Origin of the sequence: Idiomarina aminovorans (genome assembly GCF_023155095.1) — a bacterium.
In the GTDB taxonomy this organism is placed as follows: Bacteria; Pseudomonadota; Gammaproteobacteria; order Enterobacterales; family Alteromonadaceae; genus Idiomarina; species Idiomarina aminovorans.
The window spans coordinates 350,175-367,025 of record NZ_JAKNDA010000001.1; the positions used below are offsets into that span (position 1 = coordinate 350,175).

Annotated in this window: 16 protein-coding genes; 12 read left to right on the forward strand and 4 right to left on the reverse strand. The window is 46.1% G+C overall.

The features are described 5' to 3' along the window. Positions 1-33: 33 nt before the first annotated feature. Positions 34-642, reverse strand: coding sequence for a PilZ domain-containing protein (locus tag L8G48_RS01725; RefSeq protein ID WP_248262888.1), 609 nt, complete (start codon positions 640-642; stop codon positions 34-36). Between the two features lie 106 nt (positions 643-748). Here L8G48_RS01725 and L8G48_RS01730 point away from each other — a divergent pair, with 106 nt between their 5' ends. From L8G48_RS01730 to L8G48_RS01740, 3 genes are read left to right on the forward strand one after another with little or no spacing between them, the layout of a single operon-like run. Beyond that, on the forward strand, positions 749-1,978 hold the full coding sequence (locus tag L8G48_RS01730) for a lipoprotein-releasing ABC transporter permease subunit (protein WP_248262889.1): 1,230 nt from the start codon (positions 749-751) through the stop codon (positions 1,976-1,978). Then, entirely contained in the window at positions 1,971-2,657 is a 687-nt protein-coding gene (lolD, locus tag L8G48_RS01735) for a lipoprotein-releasing ABC transporter ATP-binding protein LolD (RefSeq protein WP_248262890.1), read from the forward strand. Before L8G48_RS01730 ends, lolD begins: the two co-directional genes overlap by 8 nt. Further along, complete coding sequence (locus L8G48_RS01740; RefSeq protein WP_248262891.1) at positions 2,657-3,892, forward strand: lipoprotein-releasing ABC transporter permease subunit; 1,236 nt, start codon at positions 2,657-2,659, stop codon at positions 3,890-3,892. The genes lolD and L8G48_RS01740 overlap by 1 nt, the downstream gene beginning before the upstream one ends. A 5-nt stretch (positions 3,893-3,897) precedes the next feature. On the opposite strand, the gene L8G48_RS01745 is transcribed toward L8G48_RS01740, so the two are convergent. Beyond that, positions 3,898-4,404 (reverse strand): DUF2062 domain-containing protein, encoded by a 507-nt coding sequence (locus tag L8G48_RS01745; protein WP_248262892.1) that lies wholly within the window; start codon positions 4,402-4,404, stop codon positions 3,898-3,900. Positions 4,405-4,454: 50 nt separating this feature from the next. On the opposite strand from L8G48_RS01745, the gene L8G48_RS01750 reads away from it, so the two are divergent. From L8G48_RS01750 to kdsB, 5 genes are read left to right on the forward strand one after another with little or no spacing between them, the layout of a single operon-like run. After that, positions 4,455-6,752 (forward strand): DNA internalization-related competence protein ComEC/Rec2, encoded by a 2,298-nt coding sequence (locus L8G48_RS01750; RefSeq protein WP_248262893.1) that lies wholly within the window; start codon positions 4,455-4,457, stop codon positions 6,750-6,752. A gap of 35 nt (positions 6,753-6,787) precedes the next feature. Further along, positions 6,788-8,536, forward strand: a complete 1,749-nt coding sequence (gene msbA, locus L8G48_RS01755) for a lipid A export permease/ATP-binding protein MsbA (protein ID WP_248262894.1) — start codon at positions 6,788-6,790, stop codon at positions 8,534-8,536. Next, positions 8,536-9,522 (forward strand): tetraacyldisaccharide 4'-kinase, encoded by a 987-nt coding sequence (gene lpxK / locus L8G48_RS01760; protein ID WP_248262895.1) that lies wholly within the window; start codon positions 8,536-8,538, stop codon positions 9,520-9,522. The genes msbA and lpxK overlap by 1 nt, the downstream gene beginning before the upstream one ends. Further along, positions 9,512-9,709 (forward strand): Trm112 family protein, encoded by a 198-nt coding sequence (locus L8G48_RS01765; protein ID WP_248262896.1) that lies wholly within the window; start codon positions 9,512-9,514, stop codon positions 9,707-9,709. Before lpxK ends, L8G48_RS01765 begins: the two co-directional genes overlap by 11 nt. Continuing rightward, complete coding sequence (kdsB, locus tag L8G48_RS01770) at positions 9,706-10,467, forward strand: 3-deoxy-manno-octulosonate cytidylyltransferase (protein WP_248262897.1); 762 nt, start codon at positions 9,706-9,708, stop codon at positions 10,465-10,467. The genes L8G48_RS01765 and kdsB overlap by 4 nt, the downstream gene beginning before the upstream one ends. Here the strand turns inward: kdsB and L8G48_RS01775 are convergent. Together L8G48_RS01775 and gltA are read right to left on the reverse strand one after the other, a co-directional pair. Then, entirely contained in the window at positions 10,464-11,810 is a 1,347-nt protein-coding gene (locus tag L8G48_RS01775; protein ID WP_248262898.1) for a KamA family radical SAM protein, read from the reverse strand. The two genes, kdsB and L8G48_RS01775, sit on opposite strands and share 4 nt — an antisense overlap. 208 nt (positions 11,811-12,018) lie before the next feature. Next, positions 12,019-13,299: a citrate synthase gene (gene gltA / locus L8G48_RS01780; RefSeq protein ID WP_248262899.1), complete on the reverse strand. Its 1,281-nt coding sequence runs from the start codon at positions 13,297-13,299 to the stop codon at positions 12,019-12,021. Positions 13,300-13,624: 325 nt separating this feature from the next. On the opposite strand from gltA, the gene sdhC reads away from it, so the two are divergent. Genes sdhC through L8G48_RS01800 form a run of 4 tightly spaced genes read left to right on the forward strand, consistent with a single transcriptional unit; the run spans position 13,625 to position 16,834 of the window. After that, entirely contained in the window at positions 13,625-13,999 is a 375-nt protein-coding gene (gene sdhC / locus L8G48_RS01785; protein ID WP_248262900.1) for a succinate dehydrogenase, cytochrome b556 subunit, read from the forward strand. Next, positions 13,993-14,340: a succinate dehydrogenase, hydrophobic membrane anchor protein gene (sdhD, locus tag L8G48_RS01790; protein WP_248262901.1), complete on the forward strand. Its 348-nt coding sequence runs from the start codon at positions 13,993-13,995 to the stop codon at positions 14,338-14,340. Before sdhC ends, sdhD begins: the two co-directional genes overlap by 7 nt. Continuing rightward, a complete protein-coding gene (gene sdhA / locus L8G48_RS01795) occupies positions 14,341-16,107 on the forward strand; it encodes a succinate dehydrogenase flavoprotein subunit (protein ID WP_248262902.1) in 1,767 nt (588 codons plus the stop codon). Between the two features lie 13 nt (positions 16,108-16,120). After that, a complete protein-coding gene (locus tag L8G48_RS01800; RefSeq protein ID WP_248262903.1) occupies positions 16,121-16,834 on the forward strand; it encodes a succinate dehydrogenase iron-sulfur subunit in 714 nt (237 codons plus the stop codon). The last annotated feature ends 17 nt before the right edge of the window (positions 16,835-16,851 follow it).

A 16,851-nucleotide genomic window follows, 5' to 3' on the forward strand; every position in this document is an offset into this window, starting at 1 on the left:
TTTGGGAAAACATCGGTATTATACCGAAATCAATCAGGATTTGGATGACGAGCTGTCGCTTTCTTTTTGTTCACGGCGTTGTTTTGAACGTTCTTTAAGCTGACGACTTTGAGCATGAAGGCTGGCCCGGATAAGCAGTTCCTGATCTTCTTCCCGAATTTGAGCAAAGCGAAGCGTGCAACGGTAACGGTCGCTGTCCTCTTCGTGTTGGCAATTCTCCAGAGTCAGGTAGCAGTAAATTGCCAAAGCTTCTTCTTTGAAAAATAACTTGGCCTGAAATACTTGCCCCTCAGTTAAGGGCGAATCATTTAAAAGACGGATACCGCCGCCGCCGTATTCTACCCCTTCAAAGCGATGCTTGGGATCATCCTCGTTGCGGAGCATATAGCCCAGTAAAATGTTCATGCGCTTGTGCTGCTGTTCAAGAAAAGCCACTAACGCACTGCCTGACGACTGTTCTACCTTGATACTTTGCAGTTGTTGCTGATCGCTTTCAGCCATACTGGAGGCAATCGTAAAAAGCTCGGGGATTTCCGCAATAAACGCGTCTTCATCCGGAATGTTAGTTGCCGATTCCAGCGCAATTAAATTAACCGGGAAATACTCCCCTACAGTGAAGAAATCTCCTATTGGTGATGTCATTGATGTCTGCGATTGCGTCATTGTTTCGGCTTTTAGTTGTCAGGCTCAATACAACTCATTATCCTTGCTCGTTATTAATTAGCAACCATCAAATAATTGAGGGTATATGTTTCAGCCGGTTGTGCTGTTTATTGGCCTGCGTTATAGCCGGGCAAGGCAGGGTTCAGCGTTTACCGCCTTTATCAATCGCTTTGCCTTTGCCGGTATTGCACTGGGCGTTATGGCGCTGGTGGTGGTGATGTCGGTCATGAATGGTTTTGAAGGTCAATTGAAAGACCGTATTCTGGGCGCGGTGCCACAGGTAACGCTTACCGATGCCGGCAGCACAACCGAGTTAACCGACTGGCAGAAGACTCAGAAGCAGCTTCCTCAACTGGATTCGGTGAAGGGGTCGATACCCTATGTTCAGACGCAGGGCATACTTCAGTTTTCTGAAAAAATGTCGGTCGCTAATATACAGGGAATATACCCAGACACTGGTGAGGTACCGCCATCGCTGACCAATAAGATGGTCAGCGGTGACTGGAGAAGTCTGGAAGCCGGCAGTTACCACATTGTGATAGGACAGCGGTTGGCGCAAAAACAAGGTATAACGGTAGGTGACACCATCCGGGTTATCGCAGCGCAAGGCGGCGTTTACACGCCTTTTGGGCTGGTTCCATCACAGCGGCGTTTTGTGGTCAGTGGTTTATTTGCGATGGGTTCCGAAGTTGACGAGTCGGTTGTTTTTGCGCACGGCAATGACTTAGCACGTCTTATCCGTTTGCCTGAGGGGTATGTGACGGGGTTGCAGTTGTTTTTAGAGGACGCCTTTCAGGCGCCACAAGTTGCACAAAGCCTTCGTAATCAAACCGAGTTAAATGTTAGTGACTGGCGCCAAAACTATGGACAGTTATTCGACGCCGTTGGCATGGAAAAGCGGATGATGTGGCTGATGCTCGCGTTAATTATTGCGGTTGCCGCATTTAACACACTATCGGCTCTGGTTATGGTCATAAACGATAAACGTCACGACATTGCCATATTACAAACTCTGGGGTTATCAAATAGCCATATTCGCGCTGTGTTTTTACTTCAGGGACTGTATAACGGAATATTTGGCTCATTGTTAGGCGTTATTCTGGGACTGCTATTGAGTTGGTATCTTAATGATATTCTGGCCTTGTTTGGGGCACGAATCTTTGCGGGATCAGAAGAAGGTTTGCCAATTGTTATTAATGTTTTCCAGGTCATCGTTACTGCTGTTGCTGCAATTGTATTAACTCTGGTGGCAACTTTATATCCTGCATCACAAGCAGCACATGTCCAACCATCGGAGGCATTACGCTATGACTGACGCGCTGTTGCGTTGTAAAGGACTGAGTAAGTCGTATCAGGACGGAGACAACCGGGTTACCGTTTTAAAAGACATTGATTTTGCTTTGCAACCCGGAGAAATGGTTGCCACTGTAGGAACGTCAGGTTCAGGCAAAAGTACGTTGCTGCATTTGCTAGGCGGGTTGGATAAACCTTCCAGCGGACAGTTATTTTACAACACTGAAGAGATGACACATTGGAAAGCCAATAAACTGGCACAGTGGCGTAATAAAAACCTGGGCTTTGTTTATCAGTTTCATCATTTACTACCCGAATTCTCAGCATTGGAAAATGTTGCAATGCCTCAAATGATTGCGGGCAAAAGTTCAGCAGAGGCTAAACAGCAGGCAAAGCAACTTTTAGTGCGGGTAGGCCTGGAACACCGGTTGTCGCATCGGCCGGCACAGTTATCGGGAGGTGAGCGGCAGCGGGTGGCTATCGCCCGTGCCTTTGTCAACAAACCACAAGTGGTACTTGCCGATGAACCCACAGGTAACTTAGATGGTGAGGCTGCTGAGAGTATTTATCAGTTAATGCTGGAGCTTAATCAGGAAATGGGCACCGCCTTTATTGTTGTGACTCATGATTTGCGTTTGGCTGAACAATTACAGCGTGTAGAAGTTCTGAAGAATGGTCTTCTGCATAAGGAACAAGACTAATGCAGCTGGCCTGGTTAATTGCCCGTCGCTTTCGTCAGGGAACGGCTAAGCAGGGGTTTCTGTCGTTTATATCGGCTTCTTCAACCATCGGTATTGCATTGGGTTGTGCGGTTTTAATTGCGGCATTATCAATGATGAATGGTTTTAACCAAGTGTTGCAGGAAAGGCTTCTGGCGGTTGTTCCTCAGGTTGAATACAGAGCTGTTGAAGGTCAACTGGAAGACTGGGAAGGGCTTGCGGAAATTGCGCGGCAACACCCTCAGGTTATTGCTGCTGCACCAGGAATCAATGCCACTGTTATGGTGCAAACCCAATCTACTTTTCATGGTATTCAGGTGCGTGGCATATCAGCAGAGTATGAACAAAAGGTATCGGCGTTATCCGACTATGTTAGTGAAGAGGACTGGCAACGCTGGCAACAAAAAGGCGGTTTGTTGCTTGGAGCCGGGTTAGCCGAAAAATTGGATTTGTCGGTTGGCGATTCTATCTCGTTATTGACACCAGAGAAATCCGAACGTGGTTTTCGCTCGCCGGATCGTGTCAGGCTTGAGGTTACCGGGGTATTCAAGTTTGGTGGACAGATTGACTATCACAACGCTTATGTTTCGCTGGAAACCGCTAAGGGTGAACTGGGGTTTGCCGATGGCGTCAGTTCAGTTCGGCTTCGTTTAAACGATGTGTTTTCAGCTCCGGCCGTTGCCAGAGAAATTGGGAATCAGCTGCCTGAGCTCGTCTATCTGGATGACTGGACCCGAAGTCATGGTCATTTGTATCGTGATATTGAGTTGGTTCGTTGGGTGGTTTACCTGGTTCTTATTTTAGTCATGGCGGTTGCCTGCTTTAATATTGTTTCAACGCTTATTATGACAGTTGCTAAAAAGCGTAGCCAGATTGCCATGTTAAAAACCTTGGGGATGACGGACAGCGCCTTATTGCAATCATTTATATTTCAAGGGCTTATAAACGGAATATACGGTGTTGTATTGGGCTGCGCAAGCGGAATATTATTAGCACATTTTTTACCCGATATTATGATAACTCTGGAAGACTGGTTTAACTTTGATGTGCTTTCCAGTGATATTTATTTTGTGGGTGAAGTTCCGTCTCAGTGGCTTTGGCCAGATATCTTCCTGGTTGCTTCGGTGGCAATAGTAATGAGTTTATTGGCGACTATTTATCCAGCGTGGCGAGCGGTAAAAGTTGAGCCGGCGAAAGCCTTGCACGAGAGCGTTTAGCAATTTTATGGATTACGGCGGCGCCAGGCTTTAACCACCGACTGGCGCCATAGTAGCCGAATACCGATATAACCGATAAAGCTGGATAACGTGCCTAAAACCAAACACCCAAGCAAAAATGCCGGGCCTATGGTTGAAATACTGTGCATTAGCCACTCCCAGCTTGCTTCGAATGCAAAGGGTTGTGGAGGTTGAGCTAATAAGGCATTACCCACCAGGTAGCAAAGATAAAACATGGGCGGCATCGTAATTGGGTTTGAGATCCAGACAAGTCCGACTGAAAGTGGCAGGTTCACGCGGAAAAGAATTGCTGAGGCCACTGCTAGTAACATTTGAAAGGGAACCGGTATAAAAGCGCAGAATAAGCCCACAGCGAACGCACCTGAAGCTGAACGTCTGTTTAGATGCCACAGATTTGCATCGTGCAAAAGGCTGCCAAATAAGCGGATTGCTTTTGAATTGCGCACTTTTTGATGATCAGGCATTAAGCGTTTAATGAAGCGTCTAGCCATAATATGACGTTTATTACCTATCCTGTTACTGCCCCAAGGAAGGAGCAACGATGGAACGCTGGTTACTGCTATTTGCTGGCGGAATTTTATCCGCCTCATTGTACTCTGACACTAAATTCTGGCTCATTGTTTCAACTATCGCATTACTGTTTCTGGCGATAGTTTATGCCTTTTTGGATCTTGGACAGAGAAAAGTAAAACAGCGATCATTTGTACCACTATTAATAGCGTTATTTTGCGGCATTTTATGGGCTAATGCCAACCTTTATTGGCAAAACTTACGCGCCATACCCGACACTCTCACACAGACTGAAAGCCAATTAACCTTGGTAGTGGATGAGATATCACGACGCTACCCTTATCACTTGCGGGTAACGGGCCGAATACTAAAGCTTAATGATAAGCCGCTGTCTTATTGGCGGCAGTCCAGAGTGCAGTTAAATTGGTATCGGGATAATCTGGAAGAAATGCCCAAGACCGGCGAGCGTTGGCAACTACTTACGCGACTCAAGGAGGCAACGGACTACCGTAACCATGGTAGCTTCAGGTATAGGCAATACCTACTGCGCAATAATATTTACGCTATCGGTACTATCACGCAGGGGAAAAAACTGACCCAGTCTGTCAGTTTACGACAAAGAATTTTTGACAGATTGACCCAGTCGAATTTAAGTCAACCGGGAATATTAGCGGCATTAACCATCGGTGAACGCAGTTTATTGACACCTGAAGTGCGCGACAGTTGGCAAAAAAATGGATTGGCTCATAGTTTAGCAATATCAGGCTTGCATCTGGGAATGGTTGCGGCTGCCGCCACTTTATTTTTTCGTTTATGTTTCCGGTGTTTCCCGGTTGGGTTAAAACTCAGAGAGCGGTTAAACATTCGGGTCTGGTCATTCGTTTTTGCGGCACTTGTTGCGAGCGCATACGCTAGCTTAGCCGATTTCCCAATATCTACAGTAAGAGCGTTAACCATGTTTTTGGTGGTTGTTGCTCATATCATTTTAAATCTGAAATTAAGCCCACTGAGTTTATTGTTGCGAGTCAGTGTGGCGGTATTAATCGTTGACGTGTTTGCCTGGCAGGATCCCGGCTTTTGGTTGTCAATAACCGCCGTTGCGGCATTGTTTTTAGCACGCTGGCGCTGGCAAAAAGCTGACGGACGGCTTGCTACTATAAAAAACCTCTGGTTTATTCAGTGGCTGCTGCTTGTGGTTATGTCCCCATTATCATTTTTATTATTTGGCGGATTCTCGCTGTTTGCTCCAGTAGTTAACTTGCTGGTGCTGCCGGTTATCAGTTTCTGGTTACTTCCCTTGGCGTTAACAGGTACCGTTTTTGCGCTGTTTGACTCGAACTTTGCTGAACCTCTTTGGCAGCTGGCCGAACTCCCTATCATTTATTTTAATCCCGTACTGGAAAATCTGGCAGAGCATTCAGCTAATTGGTTGCAGCTGAATCGGTGGCCGATAACGCGGGAGGCTCGTTTTGCCGTTCTGTTTGCGCTTATCGCGGTGTTGTTAGCTCCGGTCAGATATGGCTGGCAGCGCTTTGGCTTAATGCTGTGTTTACCTGCGTTTGTTTTCATATTGTTTAATCAGCGGGACGGTAATTTGCGCCTTCATGTTCTGGATGTGGGTCAGAGCCAGGCCGTGATAATGGAAAGAAATGGTAAAGCGATGCTGATTGACACGGGAATTGAATATAATTCGGGTTTCAGCGTTGCCGAATCGGTTATTGAACCATTTTTAAACTATCACGGGCTGATTCCTGAGATTGCGTTTATTAGCCATGGTGATAAAGATCATAATGGCGGCAGAGCCTTCCTTTCTCAGCGTTATCCCGAATTGAAGTGGCGGGGAGATGCCAGTAACGCGCCATGTAAGGCGGGGGATTCAGGCCAGTGGAACGGTATGCATTGGGAAGTATTGTGGCCAGCGGCTGAGTATCAGGGAGCGGAGCGCCTAAGCAAAAATAACCGTTCATGCGTACTCGTTATCCGCTTTGGGGAATTTAGTGTTTTTCTGCCTGGTGATATCGAAATGCCGGCGGAGCAATTGCTATTGGCGGGGTTGGATAACGCTTCCCAAATTCGCTCCAATGTCATGCTTATCCCGCATCATGGCAGTAAAACCTCAACCAGTTGGCCGCTGCTGCAGGCGGTCAATGCAGACCTGTATCTGATGAGCTATGGCAGGCATCGCGGTTACCAATTTCCGCACCGTTATACAGTGGAGCGGTTATCCCGTACTCAACGGCCCTGGTTCGGAACCAGAGAAAACGGACAGTTAACCGTAGTAAGTGACGGTGGCACATGGAGTTTGGAGTTACCCTTTGAAAACAGGTAGAATATTGAAAGTATTAATAACTCATTTGAGATTACATGGACTCTCAGCTTAAAAAAAAGACCAGCTTTAAACGCCTTCTGGGTTATATCAAACCTTATAAAGCCGCGTTTCTCGTCGCTGTCATTTGCATGATTGGATATGCAGGCATCGATACCTTATTTCTATCTCAGATAGAAACCTTGATAGATGAAGGTTTGACTGAGCAAGATTCGACCATATTGCTCTATGGTGCGCTTTTTGTACCTTTTATATTTATCCTTCGCGGTTTACTTAACGTAGGTTCCAGTTATTTTTTGCATTGGGTTGGTTTCAAAGTGGTAACCAAAATGCGACAACAGCTTTTTGACCACATGATGAAGTTACCCGTAGGATTCCATGACCAACACTCTACTGGCGATCTAATTTCAAAAATAACCTACGACACTCAGCAAGTGGCAGAAGCCAGTAGCCGGGCTTTATTGGTATTGATTAAAGAAGGGGCTTTTGTTGTTGGCTTGCTGGGCTTGATGTTTTATCAAAGCTGGCAATTATCACTGGTGTTTTTAGTGGTTGGGCCGTTAATTGCGAAAGTTGTGGGAGTTGTTTCTAAGCGCTTCCGTAAAGTGAGTAGTCGTATTCAAACAGCCATGGGTAATGTCACGACAACTGCCGAGCAAATGATCAACGGCCATAAAGTTGTGGTGATGCACCAAGGCCAGGAAGATGAATCATCACGTTTTTCTGAGATAAACAACACCACTCGTAATCAGAATATGAAACTGGTGAGCACCCGGGCAATTAGCACTTCGGTTATTCAGTTTATTGCGTCTTTAAGCTTGTCTATGGTTTTAGTGATAGCCAGTTTTCCCGAAATGTTAGGAGAGCTGTCAGCTGGCGCATTCACCACTTTGCTAACGGCTATGATCATGCTGTTACGGCCGCTGAAGCAGTTAACGAATGTGAATAGCGATTTCCAACGCGGTATTGCGGCGGCTACCAGTGTCTTTGAAATTCTTGATGAGCCTATTGAAATTGATAAAGGATCGCGGGTTATAGAGCGCGCAGCGGGTGATATTGTCTTCGACGATGTCACTTTTGCTTATCAAAAAGAGGATGAGCCTGCACTGCAGCATATTAACTTTAGTGTCGACCAGGGCAAAACTGTGGCTCTGGTAGGACGCTCCGGCAGTGGTAAATCGACCATTTCTAACTTGCTTACCCGGTTTTATGATATTGAGCAAGGGCGGATTTTACTGGATGGTCACAATATTAATGATTACAAACTGAAGTGTTTGAGACGTCAATTTGCGTTGGTCTCTCAACACGTAACATTATTTAACGACACTATTGCTAATAATATTGCTTATGGTGCTGCAAAGAATCTGTCGCGTGATGATATCATTAAAGCCGCTAATCAAGCTTATGTTACTGAATTTACAGATAACATGCCTAAAGGGCTGGATACCATGGTGGGTGAAAATGGTGTCATGTTATCGGGTGGTCAACGTCAACGTATTGCGATTGCCAGAGCGCTGTTGCAAGACGCTCCCATTTTAATTCTGGACGAAGCAACCTCGGCGTTAGATACGGAATCAGAGCGCCACATTCAGGATGCGCTGGGAACCTTACGACAAAACCGTACCGCTATTGTTATAGCTCACCGGTTGTCGACCATAGAAAATGCGAATGAGATTCTGGTTATGGATACCGGCGAAATTATTGAGCGTGGCACCCACGAACAGCTACTGAACCAGGAAGGTGCGTATTCTCAACTGTATAACCTGCAGTTTAGCGGGGCCAGCTAATGTGGCTCCAACAGCAATGGTATAAAGCCAGGCTGCATCCCTTGCTTTATTTGCTGACGCCACTGTCCTTGTTGTTTTGGCTGATGACTAATTTGCGCCGGAGTTTTTATTTTTCCGGACTGGTACCTCGTTATAAAGCAAGCGTTCCCGTTATTGTTGTGGGTAATATCAGTGTGGGTGGTACCGGAAAAACCCCCATGGTTGTTGCCTTATGCAAGTGGCTTAAGGAAGAGGGTTGGCAGCCTGGAATCATCAGTCGCGGCTATGGTGCTAAGGGACCTTTCCCGCATTCTGTTTCAGAAACTGATAAACCGGGAAAAGTGGGCGATGAACCTTTGCTTATGCGCCACCGGACAGGTTGTCCCGTTATTATTGCTCCTAAGCGTGCCAAAGCGGCAGAGTTAATGACAGAACAGCACCCGGAAGTGAATGTGATTATTTGTGATGACGGCTTACAACACTACGCGTTAAAGCGCGATATTGAGTTGATCATGTTGGATGCAGAAAGGGGAACCGGAAACGGTTGGCTGTTACCTGCCGGTCCTTTACGGGAGGGTCCATGGCGTTTGAAAGGTGCCGACTGGGTTATTTCAAATTACGGTCGTCACGCTTTTGCCCAGCACGTAGTGGATGTTGAACCCGGCAGTTGGTTCCGGGTTGATAATAATGAAAAAATAGAACTAAACGTCGACGACAAGTTTAATGCCGTTGCCGGTATTGGTTTCCCTCAACGATTTTTTAATTCGCTGGTTGACCAGGGAATTGAGCTGCATGACAGGCAAGCATTTTCAGATCATCACGTTTTTAGTGAGGAAAACTTTTCTCAGTTAACGGATAAGCCCATACTAATGACTGAAAAAGATGCCGGGAAATGTCAGCCGTTTGCACAACCAAACTGGTATTATCAAACAATTGAAGCGAAGCTGCCGGAAGTCATGAAAACCAATTTGCTGGCGGAACTGGAAAGGAAGAAAAATGCCCATTGATAAAACAACATTAGCGATTTTGGCGTGTCCAAAATGTAAAGGTAAGCTGACCTATTACGCCGAAAAAGACGAATTAGTCTGTCGGGGAGAGCGCTTGGCTTATCCTGTCGACGAAAACATTCCGGTGCTTTTAGCCGATAAAGCAAGAGAATTATCCGCAGAAGAGTTAGAAAAGGTTCCCTCATGAGTTTTACCGTAGTTATTCCTGCACGTTATGGTTCCAGCCGTTTGCCCGGTAAACCTTTAGCCGACATTGGTGGTAAACCGATGATTCAGCATGTGGTTGAAAGAGCGGAGAGCAGTGGTGCTGCTGAAGTTATCGTTGCTACTGATGATGTTCGGGTAAAAGAGGGCGTTGATAAATTTGGTGGTCGCGTGATGATGACCTCGACTGAGCATACATCCGGCACCGAGCGACTGGCTGAGGTCATTGACCAGTTAGCACTGGCGGAAAATGAGGTGGTGGTGAATGTGCAGGGGGATGAGCCCTTTATTCCACCTGAAATTATCAGACAGGTCGCAGACAACCTTGCAAATCAACGGCAAGCACCTATGGCTACGTTGGCTGTTCCGATTACTGATGCCGAGGATATTTTTAACCCTAATACGGTAAAAGTGGTTACTGATGCGGCTGGTTATGCACTGTACTTTAGCCGTGCTGCCATTCCCTGGGACAGAGAGCATTTTTCTGCTGAACGGGCGACAGATGTGGTTGTCGACCATTACCATCGCCATGTCGGTATTTATGCTTATCGGGCAGGTTTTGTCAGACGTTATATTGAATGGCAGGCTAGCCCTGTAGAACAGCTCGAGTCGTTAGAGCAACTGCGTGTGCTTTGGCATGGTGAGCGTATTCATGTGGCAGAAGCTATTATCGCGCCGGCTACAGGCATTGATACAGAAGAAGACCTGCAGCGCGCACGAAATCAGGCAGCCGATGGTTAATCCATGGCTGCCATTTTTACATACTCGTCTTCGAAAAAGAACTTGTCTTCGCCAAAGGCTGGTTCTAATTGATGCAACCAGGTTGCATCCGGGTTGTACTTAGCAAAGAAAGGTCGTTGTACCCAGTCAGGGTTGCGGCCTTGAATAAAGCGTAAAGCAAATACTTTTTCTCCCGCAATTTCGGTTACGCCCTGAATTTCTACCTTACCCGGACCTGCACTCATTGAAGGACCGCGAACGGTGCGGGCAATACCGGACACCTGTTGGTAGGCCTTTTGAAATACTTCCCAGGTACGTTCCAACGGCACTTCAAAGTAGCGTTTCGCACCAGTGTCTCGCTCAACGAACATGTAGTAAGGGATCATTCCAAGCTGTACTTGTTTTTCCCACATAGACGCCCAGACATCAGCATCGTCGTTAATATGCTTAAGTAAGGGTGCCTGACAGCGTATTTGTGCACCAGTGCTACGCAAACGACGAATGGCTTCCTGGCAGACCTCGGTACGCAGTTCATTATGATGATTCAGGTGCGCCATAATAGAAACGTGCTTGCCGCCCGCAACTAACCGCTCCAGCAGGCGCAGCATATCATCTGCGTCCGGGTCGGTAATGAAACGATAAGGCCAGAAGGTCAGCGATTTGGTACCAATACGTATGGTTTTTATATGCTCAAATTCAGGTTTAAGCAAACCTTCTAAATAATGAGCCAGCTTTCGTGTGCGCATGACCATGGGGTCACCGCCGGTAACTAATAAATCAGTTACTTCTTTGTGCTGAGCTAAGTAGCGATGCAACTGATCGGCATCGTTTGAGTTAAACCGCGTGGCTTTACCGACAAACTGCGCCCAGCGAAAGCAAAAGGTACAGTATGAATGACAGTATTGACCCTGGGCCGGGAAAAAGAGAACTGTTTCACGGTATTTGTGTTGCATCCCCGGTAAGGGCTCTCCATCAACATGCGGCACGTTCATTTGCATTTGGTCAGCAGGGTGTGGGTTCATTTCATCACGTAGCTGGGTGGCTAAGTCAAACACTTCGTTAGTGGTGTGTTTGCCCGACATCAAATCAGCCATGCGCTGGTATGCTGAGGGTTCCAGCATGTCCTTTTGCGGAAATGTCAGTTGAAACAGCGGGTCGTTAGGCACATTTTCCCAGTCAATGAGTTCATTAAAAACATATTCGTTAACCCTGAACGGCAGTACATTAGCAACGACTTTCATTTCGAAGCGGATGTCAGCAGGGACTTTCTTTAAGGCCTCAATTTTATCGAGTTGACGATGCTGGTAGACCTTGAACTTGCGTGGGGTAATGATGGGTTGTTGTACATTAACTACTTGCTGCATAAGCCTCTCTGTCATTATCTGTAACCGACTAAAGCGCGTTAAAAATGAATGTGCGTGTCAGCTCTCCGGCGACCAACGAAATGCGCCGTAGTATAAAGAAAACGAGGGGCAGTTGCACGTCCTGCAAAAGATAAAAGACAATGTGTTCTAACTAATTGATTACAAGCATAAAAAAGGCGCCTTCCGGCGCCTTTCAAGTGGTAACGATTTACTTTTTAATTGGCGAAAATTCGCGTTTTGTATAACCGGTATACAATTGACGAGGACGGCCAATTTTCTGGTTCGCTTCGCCCATCATTTCGTGCCAGTGAGAAACCCAGCCGACAGTACGTGACAGTGCAAAGATAACGGTAAACATATTGGTCGGAATGCCAATAGCTTTCAGGACAATACCAGAGTAGAAATCAACATTCGGGAACAGTTTCTTCTCAATGAAGTAGTCGTCTTCCAGTGCGATACGCTCCAGTTCCATTGCTACGTCTAATAATGGATCGTCACGGTCTAATTCTTTTAGTACTTCGTGACATGATTCGCGCATAACCGTTGCACGTGGGTCAGTGTTTTTGTAGACACGGTGACCAAAGCCCATCAGACGGAAAGGATCGTTTTTGTCTTTCGCCTTCTCGATGTATTTTGGAATATTCTCAACAGAACCAATTTCAGCCAGCATGCGCAGGCAAGCCTCGTTTGCGCCACCGTGTGCAGGCCCCCATAAAGAAGCAACACCTGCCGCAATGCAGGCGTACGGATTAGCGCCTGAAGAGCCAGCAAGACGAACGGTTGAGGTTGATGCGTTTTGCTCGTGGTCAGCATGCAAAGTAAAGATGCGATCCATTGCACGGGCAACGGCAGGGCTTATTTTGTAATCTTCAGCCGGAACAGAGAACATCATGTTCAGGAAGTTTTCTGCATAGCCTAAGTCGTTACGTGGATAGACGAAAGGCTGACCGATGCTGAACTTATAAGCCATCGCAGCAATAGTCGGAATTTTTGCAATTAGGCGGTAAGCACTACGTAACCGTTGATCTTCATCGTGAATTTCTAAATCATCGTGATAAAACGATGATAAAGCGCCCGTTACCGCGCACAGCATTGCCATTGGGTGCGCATCACGGCGGAAACCATTAAAGAAATTATGAATTCCCTGATGAATCATAGTGTGGTTAGTAATGGTGTCTTTAAACTCATGATATTGCTTTTCATTCGGCGCTTCGCCGTGCAACAGCATGTAGCAAACTTCTAAATAGTCTGCCTGGGTTGCCAGTTCGCCAATTGGGTAGCCGCGGTGCAGTAAAACTCCATTTTCACCATCAATGTAGGTGATGGCCGACTCACAAGAGCCTGTAGCGAGAAACCCAGGATCGAATGTGAAGTAACCGTGTTTGCCCAAAGTTCGGACGTCGACTACATCCTTGCCCGCCGCGGGTGAAAGTACCGGCAACTCAATGGATTGGCCGTCAATCTGTAAAGTGGCTTTACGATCAGCCATAAGGAATTCTCCTCACTGTCTACTTTGAAAAAGTGCGCTAATTTAACTCGATCATGCCCTTAAATGTCAATTTTAATCGGGTAACATGAACCAATTATGGTCAAATATACGTAATAAACATGACGAAAAAATTACTCAGATTGAAGATTTTCGGCATTACGTTAAACTTTAGTGGTAAGACACATTTGCTAAGAGTTCAAATCTGACTTTGTCGTTGTAATTAGAGGTTTGGAGCGATATACTTTGTGTCGCATTAGTGGCATATATGTGTGTCGCGCAAACGAAAATTGCATTTCTTTTGTGCTTTATTAAAAGGCAATCTATCGTGAAAAAAGAAAGACCTGTTAATTTAGATTTATCAACTATCAAGTTTCCTGCCGCTGCCAAAGCATCCATACTGCACCGTATTTCAGGTGTTGTTATGTTGTTCTCTCTGGTATTTTTAATCTGGGCTTTTTCCGTGTCACTGAGTGGCCCTGAAGGTTTTGCTCAAATTGAAAGTATTATGACCAGCTTCATCGCGAAATTCATCGGTTGGGGTATTTTGACAGCGCTAGGATTTCACTTAATCATTGGTCTGCGTCACTTAGTAATGGACATGGGCTATTGGGAAGAACTCGATTCCGGAAGAATCAGCGCAATTGTTTCTATTGTGCTTTCTGTGATCTTTTCCGTATTAATAGGAGTTTGGCTATGGTAACAGCAGCAGCTACTTTTGGTCGTAGTGGTTCTCATGACTTTATTTTAGTAAGAGCCAGCGCTATTGTAATGGTTCTATATTCACTGTTCATGGCTGGGTTCTTCTTATCTACGCCAGATGTAACTTATCAAGTATGGAATGGTTTGTTTGCCGCCATTTGGATGAAAGTATTCACTATGCTGACCTTGTCTTCTGTACTAATTCACGGCTGGATTGGTATTTGGCAAGTATCAACCGACTACGTGAAAGCGTCTGGTCTCAGAGCCTTTATCCAATTAGTTTTCAGTGTTGGTCTGATCGCTGTTTGGCTCACTGGCTTGTTTGTACTGTGGGGTGTTTAAGTGACTGTTAAAACTTTAGAATATGATGCAGTGGTGATTGGTGCCGGCGGTGCTGGTATGCGAGCAGCATTGCAAATTTCCCAAGAGGGATTGAGTTGTGCGTTGATGTCCAAAGTGTTTCCAACGCGCTCTCACACAGTTTCAGCGCAGGGTGGCATTACCGTAGCATTAGGTAATGCGCATGAAGATAACTGGGAATGGCACATGTTCGATACCGTTAAAGGTTCGGATTATATTGGTGACCAGGATGCTATCGAATACATGTGCAAAGCAGGCCCTGAAGCTATTTTAGAAATGGAAAACTTAGGTTTGCCATTTTCGCGGTTTGAAAATGGTAAAGTTTATCAACGCCCATTCGGTGGCCAGTCCAAAGATTTTGGTGGCGAACAAGCTGCTCGCACGGCGGCCGCGGCTGACCGTACCGGACACGCACTGCTGCACTTGCTGTATCAGCAAAATGTCAAAAAGAAAACGACGGTTTTTTCTGAATGGTATGCACTGGATATCGTCAAAAATGAAGACGGCGAAGTTTGTGGTGTCACCACCATGGACATCGAAAGTGGCGAAGTCTATTACGTAAAAGCTAAGGCTGTTGTGCTTGCAACTGGCGGCGCAGGTCGTATTTACTCATCAACAACCAACGCTCATATTAATACGGGTGATGGAATTGGTATGGCATTGCGTGCTGGTGTTCCAGTGCAAGATATGGAAATGTGGCAATTTCACCCAACCGGTATTGCCGGAGCCGGTTCTCTGGTGACAGAAGGTTGTCGTGGCGAAGGTGGTTATCTTTTAAATAAAGATGGCGAACGTTTTATGGAGCGTTATGCACCGAATGCGAAAGACCTGGCTTCACGTGACGTTGTTTCTCGCGCAATGATGACCGAAATCCGTGAAGGACGTGGTTGTGAAGGCCCATGGGGCACTCACCTGAAATTGAAGCTTGATCACTTGGGTAAAGAAACGCTGGAAAGTCGCTTACCCGGTGTTTGTGATTTGTCACGCACCTTTGCTCACGTTGACCCAGTAAAAGAGCCTATTCCGGTTATTCCAACTTGCCATTATATGATGGGTGGTATTCCAACGGATGTTAACGGACAAGTGTTGTCGGTAGCTGATGATGGTCAAACATCTCACGTTAAAGGTTTGTTTGCTTGCGGTGAAATCGCTTGTGTATCAGTGCATGGTGCGAACCGCTTAGGCGGTAACTCATTACTTGATTTGGTCGTATTTGGTCGTTCAACTGGTATGCACCTGGGTGAAACCCTTGCGGCCAGCGTAGAGACCAGAGAAGCAACAAGTGATGACATTGACGCTGCGCTAGCACGTTATAACCGTTGGGAAAACACTCAAAAAGGTGAAGACCCGGCGCAAATTAAGAAAGATTTACAAGAGTGCATGCAACTTAACTTCTCTGTTTTCCGGGAAGGCGATTCGATGAAAGAGGGCTTGAAAGAGCTGCAAGAAATTCGCGAACGCTTGAAAAATGCCCGTCTGGATGACAAGTCCAAAGAGTTCAATACTCAACGGGTTGAGTGTCTTGAACTAGAAAACTTAATGGAAACCGCTTATTCGACAGCTTTAGCTGCCAGCTTCCGAACTGAGAGCCGTGGTGCTCACAGTCGTGCTGACTACCCGGATCGCGATGATAAGAAGTGGCTGGTGCACACCGTTTATCGTCCTGAAAAGGAAGATATGGTAACGCGGGAAGTCAATATGGCACCTAAACTGCGTGAAGCTTTCCCTCCGAAAGCTCGTACCTACTAAGTTGGAGGGTGATATGAAAAAATATACATTTTCAGTGTATCGATACAATCCTGATGTTGACAACGCACCTCACATGAAAGAGTACACGTTGGAAGTTGAAGAAAATCAGGACCTTATGGTGTTAGAAGCACTGATAAAACTGAAAGAGAAAGATCCAACGCTGTCTTTCCGCCGTTCATGCCGCGAGGGTGTGTGTGGTTCAGATGGTATGAATATAAATGGTAAAAATGGTTTGGCCTGTATCACACACTTGTCTTCATTGAAGTCAACGAAAATAGTGATTCGTCCATTACCGGGTTTACCGGTTATTCGTGACTTGATAGTTGATATGAGCCAGTTCTATCAGCAGTACGAAAAGATTAAACCGTACCTGATTAACGATGATAAAACACCACCAGCGCGAGAGCGTCTGCAGTCTCCGGAAGATCGTGCTAAGCTTGATGGCCTGTACGAATGTATTTTATGTGCATGTTGTTCAAGTTCCTGTCCGTCGTTCTGGTGGAATCCAGACAAGTTCGTTGGTCCGGCTGGTTTGTTACACGCTTATCGTTTCTTAATTGATAGCCGGGACACGGCGACCGACGAGCGTCTGGATGAATTGGATGATGCCTTTAGTGTATTCCGTTGTCACGGAATCATGAACTGCGTCAACGTTTGTCCAAAAGGATTGAATCCGACGAAGGCTATTGGACACATTAAATCGATGCTTTTGAACCGCGCCGTTTAAGCAATTAAACAGTCGTT